This window comes from Mycolicibacterium parafortuitum (assembly GCF_002086815.1).
Classification (GTDB): Bacteria; Actinomycetota; Actinomycetes; order Mycobacteriales; family Mycobacteriaceae; genus Mycobacterium; species Mycobacterium parafortuitum.
Map to the genome: position 1 here is coordinate 1 of NZ_MVID01000048.1, position 17,339 is coordinate 17,339.

Annotated in this window: 18 protein-coding genes; 13 read left to right on the top strand and 5 right to left on the bottom strand. The window is 68.4% G+C overall.

Annotated elements, in window-relative coordinates:
* Positions 1-200 precede the first annotated feature (200 nt).
* The 4 genes from dapB to BST38_RS28315 all read left to right on the top strand — a co-directional run bounded on the left by dapB (position 201) and on the right by BST38_RS28315 (position 2,393).
* The gene (gene dapB, locus BST38_RS28300) at positions 201-938 is read left to right on the top strand and encodes a 4-hydroxy-tetrahydrodipicolinate reductase (protein WP_083146856.1); all 738 of its coding nucleotides are present in this window, start codon (positions 201-203) and stop codon (positions 936-938) included.
* Positions 935-1,402: a hypothetical protein gene (locus tag BST38_RS28305; protein WP_083146857.1), complete on the top strand. Its 468-nt coding sequence runs from the start codon at positions 935-937 to the stop codon at positions 1,400-1,402. The genes dapB and BST38_RS28305 overlap by 4 nt, the downstream gene beginning before the upstream one ends.
* Positions 1,403-1,452: 50 nt before the next feature.
* Positions 1,453-1,854, top strand: coding sequence for a flavodoxin family protein (locus tag BST38_RS28310; RefSeq protein ID WP_237160959.1), 402 nt, complete (start codon positions 1,453-1,455; stop codon positions 1,852-1,854).
* A 74-nt stretch (positions 1,855-1,928) separates the two neighbouring features.
* Complete coding sequence (locus BST38_RS28315; RefSeq protein ID WP_083146859.1) at positions 1,929-2,393, top strand: hypothetical protein; 465 nt, start codon at positions 1,929-1,931, stop codon at positions 2,391-2,393.
* A 19-nt stretch (positions 2,394-2,412) separates the two neighbouring features.
* On the opposite strand, the gene BST38_RS28320 is transcribed toward BST38_RS28315, so the two are convergent.
* Positions 2,413-3,150, bottom strand: a complete 738-nt coding sequence (locus BST38_RS28320) for a dienelactone hydrolase family protein (protein WP_083146860.1) — start codon at positions 3,148-3,150, stop codon at positions 2,413-2,415.
* 42 nt (positions 3,151-3,192) lie between these two features.
* On the opposite strand from BST38_RS28320, the gene BST38_RS28325 reads away from it, so the two are divergent.
* From BST38_RS28325 to BST38_RS28360, 8 genes are all read left to right on the top strand, one after another.
* Complete coding sequence (locus BST38_RS28325) at positions 3,193-3,993, top strand: thymidylate synthase (protein ID WP_083146861.1); 801 nt, start codon at positions 3,193-3,195, stop codon at positions 3,991-3,993.
* A 61-nt stretch (positions 3,994-4,054) separates the two neighbouring features.
* Positions 4,055-4,537, top strand: coding sequence for a dihydrofolate reductase (locus BST38_RS28330; RefSeq protein WP_083146872.1), 483 nt, complete (start codon positions 4,055-4,057; stop codon positions 4,535-4,537).
* Positions 4,534-5,748: a winged helix-turn-helix domain-containing protein gene (locus tag BST38_RS28335; protein ID WP_083146862.1), complete on the top strand. Its 1,215-nt coding sequence runs from the start codon at positions 4,534-4,536 to the stop codon at positions 5,746-5,748. Before BST38_RS28330 ends, BST38_RS28335 begins: the two co-directional genes overlap by 4 nt.
* Positions 5,749-5,752: 4 nt before the next feature.
* Positions 5,753-6,667 (top strand): haloalkane dehalogenase, encoded by a 915-nt coding sequence (locus BST38_RS28340; RefSeq protein WP_083146863.1) that lies wholly within the window; start codon positions 5,753-5,755, stop codon positions 6,665-6,667.
* Between the two features lie 139 nt (positions 6,668-6,806).
* Positions 6,807-7,796 (top strand): GGDEF domain-containing protein, encoded by a 990-nt coding sequence (locus BST38_RS28345; protein WP_237160958.1) that lies wholly within the window; start codon positions 6,807-6,809, stop codon positions 7,794-7,796.
* Positions 7,797-7,835: 39 nt separating this feature from the next.
* Complete coding sequence (thyX, locus tag BST38_RS28350) at positions 7,836-8,588, top strand: FAD-dependent thymidylate synthase (RefSeq protein WP_083146865.1); 753 nt, start codon at positions 7,836-7,838, stop codon at positions 8,586-8,588.
* A 43-nt stretch (positions 8,589-8,631) separates the two neighbouring features.
* A complete protein-coding gene (gene dapA, locus BST38_RS28355) occupies positions 8,632-9,540 on the top strand; it encodes a 4-hydroxy-tetrahydrodipicolinate synthase (protein ID WP_181792039.1) in 909 nt (302 codons plus the stop codon).
* 10 nt (positions 9,541-9,550) lie between these two features.
* A complete protein-coding gene (locus BST38_RS28360; protein WP_083146867.1) occupies positions 9,551-11,227 on the top strand; it encodes a ribonuclease J in 1,677 nt (558 codons plus the stop codon).
* A 441-nt stretch (positions 11,228-11,668) separates the two neighbouring features.
* Here the strand turns inward: BST38_RS28360 and BST38_RS28365 are convergent, their stop codons facing one another.
* From BST38_RS28365 to BST38_RS28380, 4 genes are all read right to left on the bottom strand, one after another.
* Positions 11,669-12,331 carry a response regulator transcription factor gene (locus BST38_RS28365; RefSeq protein WP_083146868.1) on the bottom strand — a complete coding sequence of 221 codons (663 nt, stop codon included), beginning with the start codon at positions 12,329-12,331 and terminating at the stop codon, positions 11,669-11,671.
* Between the two features lie 139 nt (positions 12,332-12,470).
* Complete coding sequence (locus tag BST38_RS28370) at positions 12,471-13,343, bottom strand: SAM-dependent methyltransferase (protein WP_083146869.1); 873 nt, start codon at positions 13,341-13,343, stop codon at positions 12,471-12,473.
* A complete protein-coding gene (locus BST38_RS28375; RefSeq protein ID WP_083146873.1) occupies positions 13,340-14,158 on the bottom strand; it encodes a mycofactocin-coupled SDR family oxidoreductase in 819 nt (272 codons plus the stop codon). The genes BST38_RS28370 and BST38_RS28375 overlap by 4 nt, the downstream gene beginning before the upstream one ends.
* A 36-nt stretch (positions 14,159-14,194) precedes the next feature.
* On the bottom strand, positions 14,195-14,509 hold the full coding sequence (locus tag BST38_RS28380) for a putative quinol monooxygenase (RefSeq protein ID WP_083146870.1): 315 nt from the start codon (positions 14,507-14,509) through the stop codon (positions 14,195-14,197).
* 182 nt (positions 14,510-14,691) lie between these two features.
* Between BST38_RS28380 and BST38_RS28385 the strand changes: the two genes are divergently transcribed.
* Positions 14,692-17,274 carry an FtsK/SpoIIIE family DNA translocase gene (locus BST38_RS28385; protein ID WP_181792040.1) on the top strand — a complete coding sequence of 861 codons (2,583 nt, stop codon included), beginning with the start codon at positions 14,692-14,694 and terminating at the stop codon, positions 17,272-17,274.
* The last annotated feature ends 65 nt before the right edge of the window (positions 17,275-17,339 follow it).

Sequence of the window (17,339 nt, forward strand, 5' to 3'; positions counted from 1 at the left end):
CGGTCACTACCGAAATCGTTGAGCCTCACCCAAAACACCCTCTGAGCAGGCAAAAGCGCCCACTAAAACCCTAGGAGCGCCACACTAGTTCGAACCACCGACAGCTCGATCCCGACTTGAGGCCAGAGAAACGCATGTGACAGAAGAAATTTGAGAGTCCAGCGGATCGACCGCGGCAGCCCGACCGCTAGGGTGAGCCCATGCGAGTCGGAGTGCTGGGCGCCAGGGGCAAAGTGGGCGCGACGATGGTGGCGGGTGTCGAGGCCGCCGAGGATCTCACCTTCACCACCGGGGTGGACGCCGGGGACGCGCTGTCGGGTCTCGTCGACAGCCGCACCGAGGTCGTCATCGACTTCACCCACCCGGACGTCGTCATGGACAACCTGAAGTTCCTGATCGACAACGGCATTCACGCCGTCGTGGGCACCACCGGCTTCACCGACGAACGCCTCGAGCAGGTCCGGGAATGGCTTTCGGCCAAGCCGGACGTCTCGGTGCTGATCGCACCGAACTTCGCCATCGGCGCGGTGCTGTCCATGCATTTCGCGCAGCAGGCCGCCAGGTACTTCGAATCCGTCGAGGTCATCGAACTGCATCACCCGCACAAGGCCGACGCCCCGTCCGGCACGGCCGCGCGCACCGCACGTCTGATCGCCGAGGCGCGAAAAGGCATGCCGCCCAATCCCGATGCCACCAGCACCGGCCTCGCCGGGGCCCGCGGCGCGGACGTCGACGGCATTCCCGTGCACTCGGTCCGACTGGCCGGCCTGGTCGCCCATCAGGAAGTGCTGTTCGGCACCACGGGGGAGACGCTGACCATCCGCCACGACAGCTTCGACCGCACGTCCTTCGTCCCCGGCGTCCTGCTCGCCGTGCGCAAGATCCGCGAGTTCCCGGGCCTGACGATCGGCATCGAACCGCTGCTCGACCTGACATGAGCGGCGACGGGCGGGCGCTGCGCACACAGCTGGCGATCGGCTTCATGTGCGTCGCGCTCGTCGTGTACTTCGTGCTGCTCGGCCGCACCGCCGTCGTGCTGATCTCATCCGGCGAGGCCGCCCCGATAGGGCTCGGCGTGGCCGTGTTGATCCTGCCGTTCATCGGGTTGTGGGTCCTGGTCGCGACGCTCAAAGCCGGTCTGGCCCATCAGCGCCTGGCCCGCAAGGCCCGCGAGACCGGCATGGAACTCGACGTCAGCGAGCTGCCGCGCCGCGCGTCGGGCCGGATCCAGCGCGACGCCGCCGATGCGCTGTTCGCGACGGTGCGCACCGAACTGGAGAACGACCCGGACAACTGGGTGCGCTGGTACCGGCTCGCGCGCGCCTACGACTACGCCGGTGACCGGTCGCGCGCCAGGGAGACGATGAAGAAGGCCGTCCAGATGGAGGAGGCCGCGCCGTGAGCGCGACGCTGCTGATCGTCCATCACACGCCCTCGCCGCACTGCCACGAGATGTTCGAAGCGGTGCTCTCCGGGGCGACCGACCCGGAGATCGAGGGCGTCGACGTCGTCCGCCGCCCGGCGCTGACCGTCTCGGCCGCCGAGATGCTCGACGCCGACGGCTATCTGCTCGGCACCCCGGCCAACCTCGGATACATCAGCGGCGCAATGAAACACGCGTTCGACTGCGCCTACTATCAACTGCTGGACGCGACCAAAGGCCGCCCGTTCGGGATCTATCTGCACGGCAACGAGGGCACCGAAGGCGCCGAACGCGCCCTCGCGGGCATCACCGGTGGACTCGGCTGGGAGAAGGCCGCGGAAACCGTCGTCGTGGCGGGCAAGCCGACCAAGGACGATCTGCAAGCCTGCTGGAACCTCGGCGCGACCGTCGCGGCGCAACTGATGGGTTAGGCGGTTTCCGCACCTTGCGACATTAGGCTGAGGCCCGCCCGTGTTCACCAAGCAGCAACGGACGGAGAATCCACATGCCGGGTATCGCCGAATTCGCCCTCGCCGGTGCGCCGATCGCAGGTGGCGCGCTGCTCGGCATCGCGGCGGGCAACCTGAAGGCCCCTGACATCCGCGGCATGATCGCCCAGGACATGGACCTGCTCGAGCGGATCCCGCCGGACCAGGTCGAGCGCCGCGCCGAACTGCAGCGGGTGATCGACATGCGCATCGACGACCTGATCACCGGCGTCGACAAGAATCGCGAACTCCGCCAACTCGCGGCGTCCTACCAGGGCAACTGGCGCGACATCGTGGTGTTCATCTGCGCGGTGCTGTTCACCATCGTGTGGTGGAACGTCGAACACGAACGCACCAACTGGGTGCTGATGTTCGTCGTGCTGATCGTGCTGTCCATCCTCGCCGGCGTCTACGCCGCCCGCGGGCTGCTGCGCGGACTGTCGTCGATGCTGCGGTCGAGGCGCGCCGAGGCTGCTGAATAGTCTGCCCCGGCAGCGGGGTTCAGCGCAGGTGGGCGCCGAAGAAGCTCTCCGCCGCGGCCCAGTGTCTGTCGGCCGCGGCCTCGTCGTACGGCGCGTTGTCGGGCACCGCGAACCCGTGTAGCGCGGGGTACCACTCGATCGTGTGCTCGACCCCGGCCGCGGTCAGCGCCTTGTCGAGCGTCTCACCGTCGGCAGCGGTGAACGATTTGTCCTGGCGGGCCGCGCCGACGTAGACCGCCGCGCGGATCCGCTCGGCCAGCAGGTGCGGGCTCGTGGGTTCGTCGGTGACCAGTCCGCCGCCGTGGAACGACATCGCCGCCGCGACGCGGTCGGGCACCCGGCCGGCCACCACCAGCGACGTGCGCCCACCCATGCAGTATCCCGTGGTCCCGAACGCGTCGCCGGCGACCTCGGGACGCGACGCCAGGTAGTCGAAGAACGCGGCCGCATCGCCGGCCATCCGCTCGGGCGTCACCTTCGCGATCATCCCGTACAGCCGTTGCCGCTCCGAGGCGTCCCCGAACACGGTCGCCATCGCGAACGGCTGCCAGTCGCCCTCGCGGTAGTACACGTCGGGCAGCAGCACCGCGTATCCGTAACCAGCGAGCCGGTCGGCCATCGCGCGGAACGTCGGGCGTACACCGCCGGCGTCGGGATACATCACGATGCCGGGCCACGGCCCGTCGCCGTCGGAGGTGTGCAGGCTGACGGGGCAGGTCCCGTCGGTGGTGGTGACGTGGTCGGTGATCGTCGGCATGGGTTCCGTTCTACTCCGCGGCGCTGCACGTAAGCTGAGCGCGTGCCGATCGCCACCCCGTACGAGGATCTGTTGCGCCTGGTGCTCGACACCGGTGTCCCGAAATCCGACCGCACCGGAACCGGCACCCGCAGCCTGTTCGGGCACCAGATGCGCTACGACCTGAACGCGGGATTCCCGCTGATCACCACCAAGAAGGTGCACACCAAGTCGATCGTCTACGAGCTGCTGTGGTTCCTGCGCGGCGACTCCAACGTGCGCTGGCTGCAGGAGCACGGCGTCACCATCTGGGACGAATGGGCTTCTCCGACAGGAGATCTCGGACCGGTTTACGGTGTGCAGTGGCGTTCGTGGCCGACCCCGTCAGGTGAGCACATCGACCAGATCAGTGCCGCGCTGGAGCTGCTCAGGCGTGATCCGGACTCGCGGCGCAACATCGTCTCGGCCTGGAACGTCGGCGAGATCGCGCAGATGGCGCTGCCCCCGTGCCACGCGTTCTTCCAGTTCTATGTCGCCGACGGTCGACTGAGCTGCCAGCTGTACCAGCGCAGCGCAGACCTGTTCCTCGGGGTCCCGTTCAACATCGCCAGCTATGCGCTGCTGACCCACATGATGGCCGCCCAGGCCGGCCTGGGGGTCGGGGAGTTCATCTGGACCGGTGGGGACTGCCACATCTACGACAACCACGTCGAGCAGGTCACCGAGCAGCTGTCCCGCGATCCCCGCCCATACCCGGAACTTGTTTTGGCGCAGCGAGATTCGATTTTCGACTACATCTACGAGGACATCGTCATCAAAAACTATGACCCGCACCCGGCCATCAAGGCCCCGGTGGCGGTATGAGGACTGCTTGCAGGTCCGAATCGAAGATGCAGCGGACTGCTTGCAGGTCCGAATCATGAGTATGAGTGACCTCAATCTGATCTGGGCGCAGTCCAGTTCCGGGGTGATCGGACGCGACAACGGGATCCCGTGGCACGTCCCCGAGGACATGGCCCGCTTCAAGGAACTGACCATGGGGCACACCGTGATCATGGGCAGGCTGACCTGGGAGACACTGCCCGCACGGTTCCGGCCGCTGCCGGGCCGCAGAAATGTCGTACTCACCCGCCAAGCTGACTACATGGCAGACGGAGCAGAGGTGGTCACCTCGCTGGAGGACGCACCGCTGGACGACGCGTGGGTGATCGGCGGATCCCAGGTCTACGGGCTGGCGCTCCCGTTGGCGACGCGATGCGAGGTCACCGAGGTGGACGTGGATCTGCGCAGAGAGGACGACGACGCGCTCGCGCCCGTCCTCGACGACGCGTGGGCCGGGACCGCAGGGGAGTGGCGCGACAGTTCGTCGGGGCTGCGCTACCGGTTCTATACCTATCTGAGGCGATGAGACTTTCCGCTGCGCAGGCGCGGCGGGTGGCGGTCGCGGCCCAGGGCTTCCACGAGCCCCGACCTGCGGGGCCGGTCACCCGTGCGCACCTGAAGCGGCTGATCGCCCGGTTGCAGGTGCTGCAGCTGGATTCGGTGTCGGTCTCGGTGCGCGCGCATTACGCGCCGGTGTTCAGCCGGCTGGGGCCCTACGACCGCGACATCCTCGACCGGGCGGCGTGGAGTCATTCGTCGCGCGCGCCGCGACTGCTGGTCGAGTACTGGGCGCACGAGGCCGCCCTGATGTCCGTCGACGACTGGCCGTTGATGCGGTGGCGGATGCGGGAGTACGAGCACGGCCGCTGGGGACGCGAGATCGTCAAGAAGAACGGAAAACTCGCCGAGTCCGTGATCGAGGCCGTCGCGGCTCTCGGGCCGTGTACCGCGGGTCAGATCGAGGAGTACCTCGACGCCGAGCCGCGCGGCCGCAAGGGCCCGTGGTGGGACCGCAGCGACACCAAGTGGGTCGCCGAGGCGCTGTGGTCGGCGGGCGTGCTGACCACCGCGACGCGCGTCGGCTTCGCCCGGCACTACGACCTGACCGAGCGGGTGCTGCCCGCCGAGGTGGTGGCGCGCCAGGTGGACGAGCCCGATGCGGTGCGCGAGTTGACCCGCCGGGCGGCGACGGCCCTCGGTGTGGCCACCGAGGCCGATCTGCGCGACTACTTTCGGCTCGGCGCGCGACAGGTCAAGCCCGCGATCGCAGATCTGCTCGACGCCGGCGACCTCGAGCAGGTCGAGGTCGAGGGGTGGTCGGCGCCGGCGTATCTTCGTGCGGGCCAACCCATTCCGCGTCGTGACCGCGGCACCGCGTTGCTGTGCCCGTTCGATCCGTTGATCTTCTTCCGGCCGCGGGTCGAGCGGTTGTTCGGCGGCTACCACTACCGGATCGAGATCTACGTGCCCCAGGACAAGCGGCGGTACGGCTACTACGTGTGGCCGTTCCTGCTCGACGGTGATCTGGTCGGGCGTGTCGACCTGAAAGCCGACCGGGCCGCCGGCGCGCTGCAGGTCCTCGGCGCGTTCGGCGAGGACGGTGCCGACCGGGCGCAGGTGGCCTGCGCGCTGGCGGCCGAACTGCACGCGATGGCCGGCTGGCTCGGCCTCGGCGACGTGGTGGCGGGCGAGCGCGGCGATTTGATGCCGGAATTGCGGTCCGCCTTGGTTAGCTGAGGCCATGGACGTCCTGCGCACCCCTGACGAACGCTTCGCCGACCTTCCCGGTTTTCCCTTCGCCCCGCACTACGTCGAGGTGGACGGGCTGCGGATGCACTACCTGGACGAGGGCCCGGCCGACGGCGAGGTGGTCCTGCTGCTGCACGGCGAACCGTCGTGGAGCTATCTGTACCGGAAGATGATCCCGGTGCTCGTCGACGCCGGGCTGCGGGCCGTCGCGATCGACCTCGTCGGCTTCGGTCGCAGCGACAAGCTCGCCCGCCGCGAGGACTACACCTACCAGGCGCACGTCGACTGGACCTGGGCCGCCGTCGAGGCGATCGGGCTGACCGGGATCACCCTGGTCTGCCAGGACTGGGGCGGGCTGATCGGGCTGCGCCTGGTCGGCGAGCACCCCGACCGGTTCGCCCGGGTGGTCGCAGCGAACACCACGCTGCCGACCGGCGATCAGCATCCCGGCGACGCGTTCCTGGCATGGCAACGTTTCAGCCAGGAGACCCCGGACTTCGCCGTCGGACACATCATCAACGGCGGGTGCGTGTCCACGCTGCCCCCCGAGGTGATCGCGGCCTACGACGCCCCGTTCCCGGACGACACGTACAAGGCCGGTGCGCGGCAGTTCCCGACGCTGGTGCCGACCAGCCCCGACGACCCCGCCGCGCCCGCCAACCGGGCAGCCTGGGACGTGCTGCGTGGCTTCGACAAGCCGTTTCTGTGCGCGTTCTCCGATTCCGATCCCATCACCCGCGGTGCGGACGCCGCGCTGCGCAAGCTCATCCCGGGCGCGCAGAGGCAACCCGAGGTGACGATCGCCGGAGGCGGGCACTTCCTTCAGGAGGACAAAGGCGAAGAACTCGCACGCGTCGTCGTGGACTTTGTGAGAGACACCCCGGCTGACCCGCCGAGGGAGAAATGACGTAGACGTCAAAAGCGGGCAAACTGGCGGGGTGCCTGGGTCGGATCGCCAATGGTGGCGGCAGACGGATCAATTCGATTGGTTCAGTAACTACCTTCGGGAGCGCGGTATCGACGCGCCCTGGAGGTGGGCGACCTTCGTGTTCACGGTGCTGCTCGCGACGTTGCCGCTGATGATGCTGGCCAGTCCGGCGGGCCCCGACACCGCCCTGGGCCGCGGCGCGGTGATCGCATCGGCGGCCGCTGGGGCGGGTGCGTCGCTGTTTTGGTTGTTCCGCTGGCCCAGCCGCAGGCAGGCACTGGTGTACAACGTGCTGTGCTGTACGGGGATCGCGGCGGGCTGCCTGGCGCTGTCGAACCCCTACGCGGGACTGATGGGCTGCACGCTGTTCGCGGTGATCGGCGGATTCCTCGCCTACTTCCACTCGGTCGGCCACGTCGCCGTCAACTTCCTGGTCGCCGTCGGGTGCGCCGCGATCACCGCGGCACGGCTGATCGCCGATACCGGGGACGTGGCGCTGACGGCCGCCGCGGCGGTCAACGTGATCGCGCTCAACGCCGGCGTGCCGTTCGGTATCCACTCGCTGCTGCACTCGCTGCACACCGACCTGCGCGCCGCCGACCGCGACCCGCTGACCGCGCTGCTGAACCGGCGGTCGTTCTACAGCGCGGTCAACACGCTGCTCGCCGACACGCATGCGGTCGACGCCGCGATCAACGTGATCGTCATCGACCTCGACAAGTTCAAGAGCCTCAACGACACCCGAGGCCACGCCATCGGCGACGCCGCGCTGGTCGACGTCGCCGACGTGCTGCGCCGGCACGCCGGAGTCAATGCCGCGATCGGCCGGCTCGGCGGCGAGGAGTTCGTGATCGCCGACGTCGACCTGCCCGTGCTGCAGCGCAGGACCGCCGAGCTGATCCGCCAGGGCATCGCCGACAGCCCGTTCGACATCACCGCGAGCCTCGGGGTGTGCAGCGCGCGGGTGGACTGGGGCGCCGGCATCGAAAGCGATTACATCGACAGGCTCATCGAGGCCGCCGACGCGGCGATGTACGTGTCCAAGCGTTCGGGCGGCAACCGTGTGGTGCACAGCCACCTCGACGGAGCCGACCTCGCCGAGGCCTAGGTTCCGCGCGATCGGGTGGTCACCCTTTAGGCTCAGCCGGTGGCCGAGATCGCGCCGCTGCGGGTGCAGCTGATCGCCAAGACCGAGTTCTCGGCACCGCCGGACGTGCCGTGGAGCACCGACGCCGACGGCGGCGCCGCGCTGGTGGAGTTCGCCGGCCGCGCCTGTTATCAGAGCTGGTCCAAGCCCAACCCGAGGACCGCCACCAACGCCGGCTACGTCCGCCACATCATCAATGTCGGGCACTTCTCGGTGCTCGAGCACGCGTCGGTGAGCTTCTACATCACCGGCGTGTCCCGGTCCTGCACCCACGAGTTGGTCCGGCACCGGCATTTCTCGTTCTCCCAGCTGTCGCAGCGCTACGTGCCCGAGCACGACGCGGAGGTGGTGGCCCCGCCCGGGATCGAGGACGATCCGGAGCTGCTGGAACTGTTCACCGCGGCCGCCGACACCAGCCGCGCCGCGTACATCGAGTTGCTGGACAGGCTGGAAACGAAGCTCTCCGAGCAGGGGATGTCGACGCTGCGCCGCAAGCAGGCCCGCCAGGCCGCCCGCGCGGTGTTGCCCAACGCGACCGAGACACGCATCGTCGTCACCGGCAACTACCGCGCCTGGCGGCACTTCATCGCGATGCGAGCCAGCGAACAGGCCGATGTCGAGATCCGCAGGCTGGCGATCGCCTGCCTGCGCGAGCTCGTCGAGGTGGCGCCCCAGGTGTTCTCAGACTTCGAGATCACCGCTCTGGCCGACGGCACCGAGGTGGCGACCAGTCCGCTGGCAACCGAGGTGTAGCCGAAAGGCATTCGTGTCGCGAAACAGCGACGGGGTAACCTTGGTGCCCGTGAGTACCAGCGGATTCGACGCCCCGGCCCGGTTGGGCACCTTGTTGACCGCGATGGCGACTCCGTTCAAGCCCGACGGCTCTCTGGACCTCGAAACCGCTGCCCGGCTGGCCACCCACCTCGTCGATGCCGGCTGCGACGGACTCGTCGTGTCGGGCACCACCGGCGAGTCGCCGACCACCACCGACGACGAGAAGATCCAGCTGCTGCGCACCGTGCTCGACACGGTCGGAGACCGGGCACGGATCATCGCCGGCGCCGGCACCTATGACACCGCACACAGCGTCCATCTGGCCAAGGCCTGCGCCGCCGAGGGGGCGCACGGTCTGCTCGTGGTGACGCCGTATTACTCGCGGCCGCCGCAGGCGGGCCTGGTCGCGCACTTCACTGCCGTCGCCGATGCGACCGATCTGCCGAACATCCTCTACGACATCCCGCCGCGCTCGGTCGTCCCGATCGAGTGGGACACCATCAGGACGCTGGCCGAGCACCCGAACATCGTCGCGATCAAGGACGCCAAGGGCGATCTGCACGGCGGCGGCCAGATCATCGCCGAGACCGGCCTGACCTATTACTCGGGTGACGACGCGCTGAACCTGCCGTGGCTGGCGATGGGTGCCATCGGTTTCATCAGCGTGTGGGGCCACCTTGCGGCCGGTCAGCTGCGAGACATGTTGAGCGCGTTCGCTTCCGGCGACGTCGCGACGGCCAGGAAGATCAATGTGACGCTCGGCCCGCTGGCTGCCGCGCAGACACGGCTTGGCGGCGTCACGCTGTCGAAGGCCGGGCTGCGGCTGCAGGGTTTCGAGGTCGGCGATCCGCGGCTGCCGCAGATCCCCGCCTCCGAGGACCAGCTGCAGGCGCTGGCCGCCGATATGCGCGCCGCCGCGGTGCTGAGGTAGTGGTCGACTAGTGGATTCAGGACACACTTCGCCGGGGCCGCTGGCCCCGGGTGGCCTGCGGGTGACCGCGTTCGGCGGCATCGGCGAAATCGGCCGCAACATGACAGTTTTCGAGCACCTGGGCCGGCTGCTGGTGGTCGACTGCGGCGTGCTGTTCCCGACGCACGACGAGCCCGGCGTCGACCTGATCCTGCCTGATCTGCGCCACATCGAGGGTCGCCTCGACGACGTCGAGGCCATCGTGGTGACCCACGCCCACGAGGACCACATCGGCGCGATCCCGTTCGTGCTCAAGCAGCGGCCGGACATCCCGATCGTCGGTTCGAAGTTCACGCTGGCCCTGGTGGCGGAAAAGTGCCGCGAGCACCGGCTGAGCCCGAAGCTCGTCGAGGTCTCCGAAGGCACGAAGAGCACCCACGGTGTCTTCGAATGTCAGTACTTCGCCGTGAACCACTCCATCCCGGGCTGTCTGGCCATCGGCATCCACACCGGCGCCGGCACGGTGCTGCACACCGGCGACATCAAGCTCGACCAACTCCCGCCCGACGGCAGACCGACCGATCTGCCCGGGATGTCTCGGCTCGGCGACGCCGGTGTCGATCTGTTCCTGTGTGATTCGACGAACTCGGAGATCCCCGGCGTCGGCCCGTCGGAAAGCGAGGTCGGTCCCGCACTGCACCGGTTGATCCGCGGGGCCGAGGGCCGGGTGATCGTCGCGTGCTTCGCGTCGAACGTCGACCGGGTGCAGTCCATCATCGACGCCGCGGTCGCACTGGGGCGGCGGGTCGCGTTCGTCGGCCGGTCGATGGTGCGCAACATGGGCATCGCCCGCGAGCTCGGCTACCTCAAGGTCGCCGACGAGGACGTGCTCGACATCGCGGCCGCCGAGATGATGCCCGCGGACCGCGTTGTGCTGATCACCACCGGTACCCAGGGTGAGCCGATGGCCGCGCTGTCGCGGATGTCGCGCGGCGAGCACCGCAGCATCACGCTGACCGCCGGCGATCTCGTGATCCTGTCGTCATCGTTGATCCCCGGTAACGAGGAGGCGGTGTTCGGGGTGATCGACGCGCTGGCCAAGATCGGCGCCCGCGTCGTGACCAATCAGCAAGCGCGCGTCCATGTTTCGGGCCACGCATATGCCGGCGAACTGCTCTTCCTCTACAACGGGGTGCGTCCACGCAACGTGATGCCCGTGCACGGGACCTGGCGGATGCTGCGGGCCAACGCGGCACTGGCGGCCAGAACCGGTGTGCCCGAGGAGAACATCGTGCTGGCCGAGAACGGCGTCAGCGTCGACCTGGTCGGCGGCCGGGTCAGCATCGCCGGCGCGGTCCCGGTCGGGAAGATGTTCGTCGACGGACTGGTCACCGGTGACGTCGGGGACGCCACGTTGGGGGAGCGGCTGATCCTGTCGTCCGGGTTCGTCGCGGTCACCGTGGTGGTGCGGCGCGGAACCGGGAAGGCCGCGGCCCCGGCACACCTGTACGCGAAGGGCTTCTCCGAAGACCCCAAGGCGCTCGAGCCGGTCGCCCGCAAGGTCGAGGCGGAGTTGGAGAACCTGGCGTCGCAGAACGTCACGGATCCGACGCGCATCGCGCAGGCGGTGCGGCGCACGGTGGGCAAATGGGTCGGCGAGACCTATCGCCGCCAGCCGATGATCGTGCCGACCGTCATCGAGATCTGAGCGACCCGACGCGTTCCGTTGGTGTTCGGCGCGCCGCGCTGCGACGGGACCCAACCCGTCGAGCTATCACGATTACCCCTCGTGAACCGTGGCGCGGCGGCCGAACCAACGCGGACCTCTTTGTCGTTGCTCCGTGAATAGTAGGCACGGCGCAATGATGATCGCAATATTTCCGCACATATCGTGAACCGGGCATAAATATGAATGTACGTAAATTTTCGCTTTGTGCTGATACAGCGAATTTGTAGCTGTGCTTAATTCCTTGATTCTGCAGGTAGTAAGGCTATAGCGCCAATAGCTAGCACACTTGATTGCACTTGCAGATAAATACGCAACAGATCACTTCCGTAAATGGCGCAGGTCGGCGGGGATATTGCCGGCCCCATCCCCCCGAATTGATCTTGAGAATTTGCTAGCGCATGCCACGAAGTCGGGGGTCGGCTAGCGTCCGGCTTCCAGGCGGTACCCCATTCCGCGCAGCGTCGCGAACCGGCTCGCGCCGAGCTTGCGGCGCAGATATCTGACGTAGACGTCCACCACGTTGGATCCCGGCTCGTAGTCGTCGCCCCACACCTGGCGCAGCAACTCCTCCCGCGTCAGCACCTGCCCAGGGTGCCGCAGGAACGTCTCGGCCAGTGCGAACTCGCGCGCGGACAGGTCCACCGCGTAATCCCCGACATGGGCCCGGCGGGTGCGCAGGTCCAACCGCAGGCCCCCGTAGGACAGCGTGGCCATCTCGATCGCCCGGCCCGATGCAAGCGCCAGGCGCACGCGTGCGAGCAGCTCCTCGAACCGGAACGGCTTGGCCAGATGGCCGTCGCCGCTGCCGAGCTTCGCGGCCGCCTCGGTGGCGCCTGCCCGCGTCGTCAGCGCCACCACCGGGATCAGGTTGCCCTCGGAGCGCAGGCGGCGCAGCACCGTGAACCCGTCTATTCCGGGAAGCCCGATGTCGAGCACCAGCAGGTCGAAATCGCCGGTGCGCGCATGTCCGTACGCCGCCGGCCCGTCGGCGACCACGGTGACCGAGAAGCCGTTGGTGGACAATCCTTTTCGCACGAACGAGGAAATGCGGGGCTCGTCTTCCGCGACCAGGATGGCGGCCATGGCGGCTTGCGTCCCCCCTGTCGTGTGCGCTGCGACTGCTCACGCGGGCGAAACCGGTCAAAGCGGAAACCTCGGCTCAGCCGGTCGTCCGATACCCGCGATCCTACGCCGATCGCGCGATCGCTCCTGGTGAGAGGATTCAGCGCTCGGCCAGCACGGTCCATTCGATGGGGGAGGCGGCCACGGACCGGCCGGTCGGGCGGATGTAGGTGTCGCGGTAATAGCTCGGTCCGGCCTGTTCGACCAGCCGCCAGCCGTGGTCGGCGAGCAGTTCTCCGACGGCCTCGGGGACCAGGCCGGATTTCCACACCGGGTTGCGGCCGCGGAACCGTCGATACACCGACTCGGCGCCGTAGAGCTCGGTGCCGTCGACGAAATCCTGACGGATGTAGGTGAACACCAGCTTGCTTCCCGGTGCGGCGGCACTGAGCTGGCCCAACGTGGTGCGCACCGCGTCGGCGCTCAGGTACTGGGTGACGCCCTCACAGATGAAGAACGTCCGGTGCTCAGCGCGATACCCGTGCGCCTGCAACGTCGGGATCAGCGCATCGCTCTCGAAGTCGACGGCCACCAGGCGCACCGACGGCGGGATCGCCCCCAGCGCGCGCTCCACGACAGCCACCTTGCGGTCGATGTTGACCTGCTGGTCGACCTCGAACACCGGCATGTCCCCGTGCCGGGCGATGCGGTAGGCGCGGGTATCCAGGCCCGCACCGAGCACCACGACCGCGTCGATGTCGGTGAGCGGATCCGAAAGCCGCTCGTCGATGAAGTGCTTACGGCACGCGATGCCGGCCCACAACCCGGGACCGGACCGGTCCGACAGCGCGCCGACCGCCGACCGGATCGCCCCGTTGCGGGTCAGTGCGACGAGCGCACGAAACCTCCTGGGCAGGAATGACTCTGCGAGATCGTCGTCGACCAGGCGGCGCTGCGGCGGTTCGTTGTGCTCGATCGCCGCCAGCAGCATCGGCCCGAGGGCCGTTTCGGCGGCGGCGTCTCGAGCCGTCATCGTTTGTTGACGAACCCGGCGTCGACCGGCAGCGTGATACCCGTGACGTAGCGCGCCGCGTCGGAGACCAGCCAGAACACCGCGTTGGCGATGTCCTCGGGTTCGAGCGCCTGCACCGGCAGCGCATTGCCCATATCGGGGCCGCCCTCGCTCTGCTGGGCCATCCCGTCCAGCCAGGACCGGGTGAACTCGTTGTCGATCATCGGGGTGTTCACCCCGGCCGGGTGCACGGAGTTGACCCGGATGTTGAACTGGGCCAGAACATTCGCATACACCCGCATAATCCCGACGATGCCGTGCTTGGCGGCGGCGTATCCGACCGAACCGCCGACCGGGGCGCCGATGCCGACCAGCCCGGCGACCGAACTGGTCAGCACGATCGCACCGCCGTTGCCGAACTTCACCATCGGCTTCATCGCGACGTCGACGGTGTTGTACACCCCGGTGAGGTTCACGTCGATGACGTCCTGCCACGCGTCTGGCGCGGCCATCGGCGCGATGCCGGCGTTGGCGACGACGATGTCGAGCCGGTTGCCGAACCGCTCGGTGCCGTCGCGCACGGCGGCCTTGACCGCGTCGCGGTCGCGGACGTCGGCCTCGTAGGTCGCGATGCGCGCGCCGGCCTCCTCGACGAGCTTGACCGTGGCGGCCATGTCCTCGGGGGTGGCCAGCGGGTAGGGCACCGAGTCGATCTGCGCGCACAGGTCGAGCGCGATGATGTCGGCGCCCTCCGATGCGAGCTTGACCGCGTGCGCCCGGCCCTGGCCGCGTGCGGCGCCGGTGATGAACGCGACCTTCCCGCTGAGCTCACCCATCTGCATTCCGCCTTCGTTTCCTCGCGCGAGCGCTCGTCAGGCCCTCAGCTGACCCTTGGCCGGATCGCCTGCGACGACCGCCTGCAGCACCTTGATGTCGGGCGCACCGTCGAGGTGATCGCCGACGGCGCCGAACATGGTCGAGACCGCGGGGGCGGCGCTGTGCTTCTGCAGCGCGTCGGCGTCCTCCCACTGCTCGACGAACACGAAGGTGTTCTCGGACTCGTGCAGCGAATACAGCTGGCAGCCCGGCTCGTCGTGGACCGCCTCGACGGCCTGCTTGCAGGCGTTGCGCACCGTGTCGACGGACTCGGGCTTGGCGGTCAGGGTGGCGACGACGACGATCGGCATTTGGACTCCTCGGTGAGCTTGGCTGGACAGCTGTCCACCCTACTTCGGCGGCGTGGCGCCCGTCACATCGCCTCGACCCGCCTGGTCAGGGCGGCGGAGGGTGCTGGTCAGGGCGTTGAGACCAATCTGTGACTAGTGTGGCAGATGGTGCATTTGAGGTTGATGCGACTAGGCTTGCCGGCATGGCGAGTAAGACCGCGGCCCGCTCTACTGCACGTCAGACCAGGTCGAAAGCCCCCGCGCGGGGCAAAGGCAAGTCGGCGCGCCCGGCCGCGCCGCGACGCAAACCGGCTCGGCGCACCGCGTCGCCGGTCGCGTCCGCGGGCAACGCCGTCGGCAGGGGAGTGCGGGCCGGCTGGCTGATGCTGGCCAAGGGTGCGGGCAGCACCGCCCGTTCAGTGGGCCGCGCCCGCGATCTCGAGCCGGGGCACCGCCGCGACGGCATCGCGCTGGCGCTGCTCGGGCTGGCCGTCGTGATCGCCGCCAGTTCCTGGTTCGACGCCGCGCGCCCGGTCGGCGAATGGATCGACACCGTGGTGCGGATGCTGGTCGGCGGCGCCGTGGTATTGGTGCCCGTGGTGCTCGCCGTCATCGGTGTCACGCTGATGCGCAGCGAGCCCCACCCGGAGGCGCGGCCCCGGCTGATCCTCGGCTTCGCGATGATCGCGCTGCCCGTCCTCGGGCTGTGGCACATGTGGTCCGGCGCGCCGCTGGACCCCGTCGCGCGCCGGCACGCCGGCGGATTCCTCGGATTCGTGATCGGCGGTCCGGTCGCCGACGGGCTCACCGTGTGGATCGCGGCGCCGCTGCTGATCATCGGCGTGCTGTTCGGCCTGCTGCTGATGTCCGGCACCACGATCCGCGAGTTGCCCGAGACCGTGCGCGACATGTTCGCCACGCGCTGGCAGGACTACCGGGACGAGTACGACGACGAGTACGACGATTACGAGGACGACGAGCAGGTCGCGGCCGACTCCGACGACTTCTCCGACGACTTCTCCGACGACTTCTCCGACGGCTACTACGACGAGCCGGTCGGTGATGCGGGCGACGCGGCCGAGGCATGGCCGTCGGCCGCCCAGCCGACCGTCCCGCTGACCCGCTTCGCCGGTCCGGTCGGCACGCCGATGGACAACTACCCCCTCGACGAGGACGACGCCGTCGAGGCGCCCGTCCCGGCTCCGGTTGCCAAGCCGCGCAAGAAGCCCCGCAAGGAGGAGGCGGCCAAGCTCGTCGTCGACCGTGTGGTCGAGGGGCCCTACGTGCTGCCGTCGCTGGACCTGTTGATCGCCGGCGACCCGCCGAAGCGCCTGACGGCGGCCAACCAGGCGATGACCGACGCGATCACCTCGGTGCTGCAGCAGTTCAAGGTCGACGCCGCCGTCACCGGCTGCACCCGCGGACCGACCGTCACCCGCTACGAGGTCGAGCTCGGCCCCGGCGTGAAGGTCGAGAAGATCACCGCGCTGCACCGCAACATCGCCTACGCCGTGGCCACCGAGAGCGTGCGCATGCTCGCCCCGATCCCGGGCAAATCCGCGGTGGGCATCGAGGTGCCCAACACCGACCGCGAGATGGTGCGCCTGGCCGACGTGCTGACCGACCCGGTGACCCGGTCGGACCACCACCCGTTGGTGATCGGCCTCGGCAAGGACATCGAGGGCGAGATGATCTCGGCCAACCTGGCCAAGATGCCGCACCTGCTGGTGGCGGGTTCCACCGGCTCGGGTAAGTCCAGCTTCGTCAACTCGATGCTGGTCTCGCTGCTCGCGCGTGCCACCCCGGACGAGGTCAGGATGATCCTGATCGACCCGAAGATGGTGGAGCTGACGCCGTACGAGGGCATCCCGCACCTGATCACGCCGATCATCACCGAGCCGAAGAAGGCCGCCGCCGCGCTGTCCTGGCTGGTCGAGGAGATGGAGCAGCGCTACCAGGACATGCAGGCCTCCCGGGTGCGCCACATCGACGTCTTCAACGAGAAGGTGAGATCCGGCGAGATCACCGCGCCGCTGGGCAGCAACCGCGTGTACAAGCCGTATCCGTACATCCTCGCGATCGTCGACGAGCTCGCCGACCTGATGATGACCGCGCCGCGCGACGTCGAAGAGGCGATCGTGCGGATCACCCAGAAGGCGCGTGCGGCGGGCATCCACCTCGTGCTGGCCACCCAGCGGCCGTCGGTCGACGTCGTCACCGGTCTGATCAAGACCAACGTGCCGTCGCGTCTGGCGTTCGCGACGTCGTCGCTGACCGACAGCCGAGTCATCCTCGACCAGCCGGGCGCCGAGAAGCTGATCGGCATGGGCGACGGGCTGTTCCTGCCGATGGGCGCGAACAAGCCGCTGCGTCTGCAAGGTGCGTTCATCACCGACGAGGAGATCCACGCGGTCGTCACGGCCACCAAGGACCAGGCCGAACCCGAGTTCGTCGAGGGCGTCACCGCCGTCAAGGCCGGCGAGCGCAAGGACGTCGACCCCGACATCGGCGACGATATGGACGTCCTGCTGCAGGCCGTCGAACTCGTGGTGTCGTCGCAGTTCGGCTCGACGTCGATGCTGCAGCGCAAGCTGCGCGTCGGGTTCGCGAAGGCAGGCCGCCTGATGGACCTGATGGAGACCCGCGGCATCGTCGGCCCGTCGGAGGGGTCCAAGGCGCGCGAGGTCCTCGTCAAACCCGACGAGCTGGCCGGCACGCTGGCGCTGATCCGCGGGGGCAGCGATGCGAACGGCTCCGACGCCGAGGACGACGAGCCGGACTTCTGAGGCTTCTCGACTAGGGCGTGTCTGACAAATGTTTCGGATGTTGCGGCTGAGACTTAGGGCATGTC

Coding starts and splice junctions, on each gene's coding strand:
- BST38_RS28305 (WP_083146857.1), top strand. CDS start 935: ATGAGCGGCGACGGGCGGGCGCTGCGCACACAGCTGGCGATCGGCTTC.
- BST38_RS28375 (WP_083146873.1), bottom strand. CDS start 14,158: ATGGGTGAGCTCAGCGGGAAGGTCGCGTTCATCACCGGCGCCGCACGC.
- BST38_RS28310 (WP_237160959.1), top strand. CDS start 1,453: ATGTTCGAAGCGGTGCTCTCCGGGGCGACCGACCCGGAGATCGAGGGC.
- BST38_RS28315 (WP_083146859.1), top strand. CDS start 1,929: ATGCCGGGTATCGCCGAATTCGCCCTCGCCGGTGCGCCGATCGCAGGT.
- BST38_RS28335 (WP_083146862.1), top strand. CDS start 4,534: ATGAGACTTTCCGCTGCGCAGGCGCGGCGGGTGGCGGTCGCGGCCCAG.
- BST38_RS28370 (WP_083146869.1), bottom strand. CDS start 13,343: ATGACGGCTCGAGACGCCGCCGCCGAAACGGCCCTCGGGCCGATGCTG.
- BST38_RS28330 (WP_083146872.1), top strand. CDS start 4,055: ATGAGTGACCTCAATCTGATCTGGGCGCAGTCCAGTTCCGGGGTGATC.
- BST38_RS28320 (WP_083146860.1), bottom strand. CDS start 3,150: ATGCCGACGATCACCGACCACGTCACCACCACCGACGGGACCTGCCCC.
- BST38_RS28365 (WP_083146868.1), bottom strand. CDS start 12,331: ATGGCCGCCATCCTGGTCGCGGAAGACGAGCCCCGCATTTCCTCGTTC.
- BST38_RS28380 (WP_083146870.1), bottom strand. CDS start 14,509: ATGCCGATCGTCGTCGTCGCCACCCTGACCGCCAAGCCCGAGTCCGTC.
- dapB (WP_083146856.1), top strand. CDS start 201: ATGCGAGTCGGAGTGCTGGGCGCCAGGGGCAAAGTGGGCGCGACGATG.
- BST38_RS28340 (WP_083146863.1), top strand. CDS start 5,753: ATGGACGTCCTGCGCACCCCTGACGAACGCTTCGCCGACCTTCCCGGT.
- BST38_RS28385 (WP_181792040.1), top strand. CDS start 14,692: ATGGCGAGTAAGACCGCGGCCCGCTCTACTGCACGTCAGACCAGGTCG.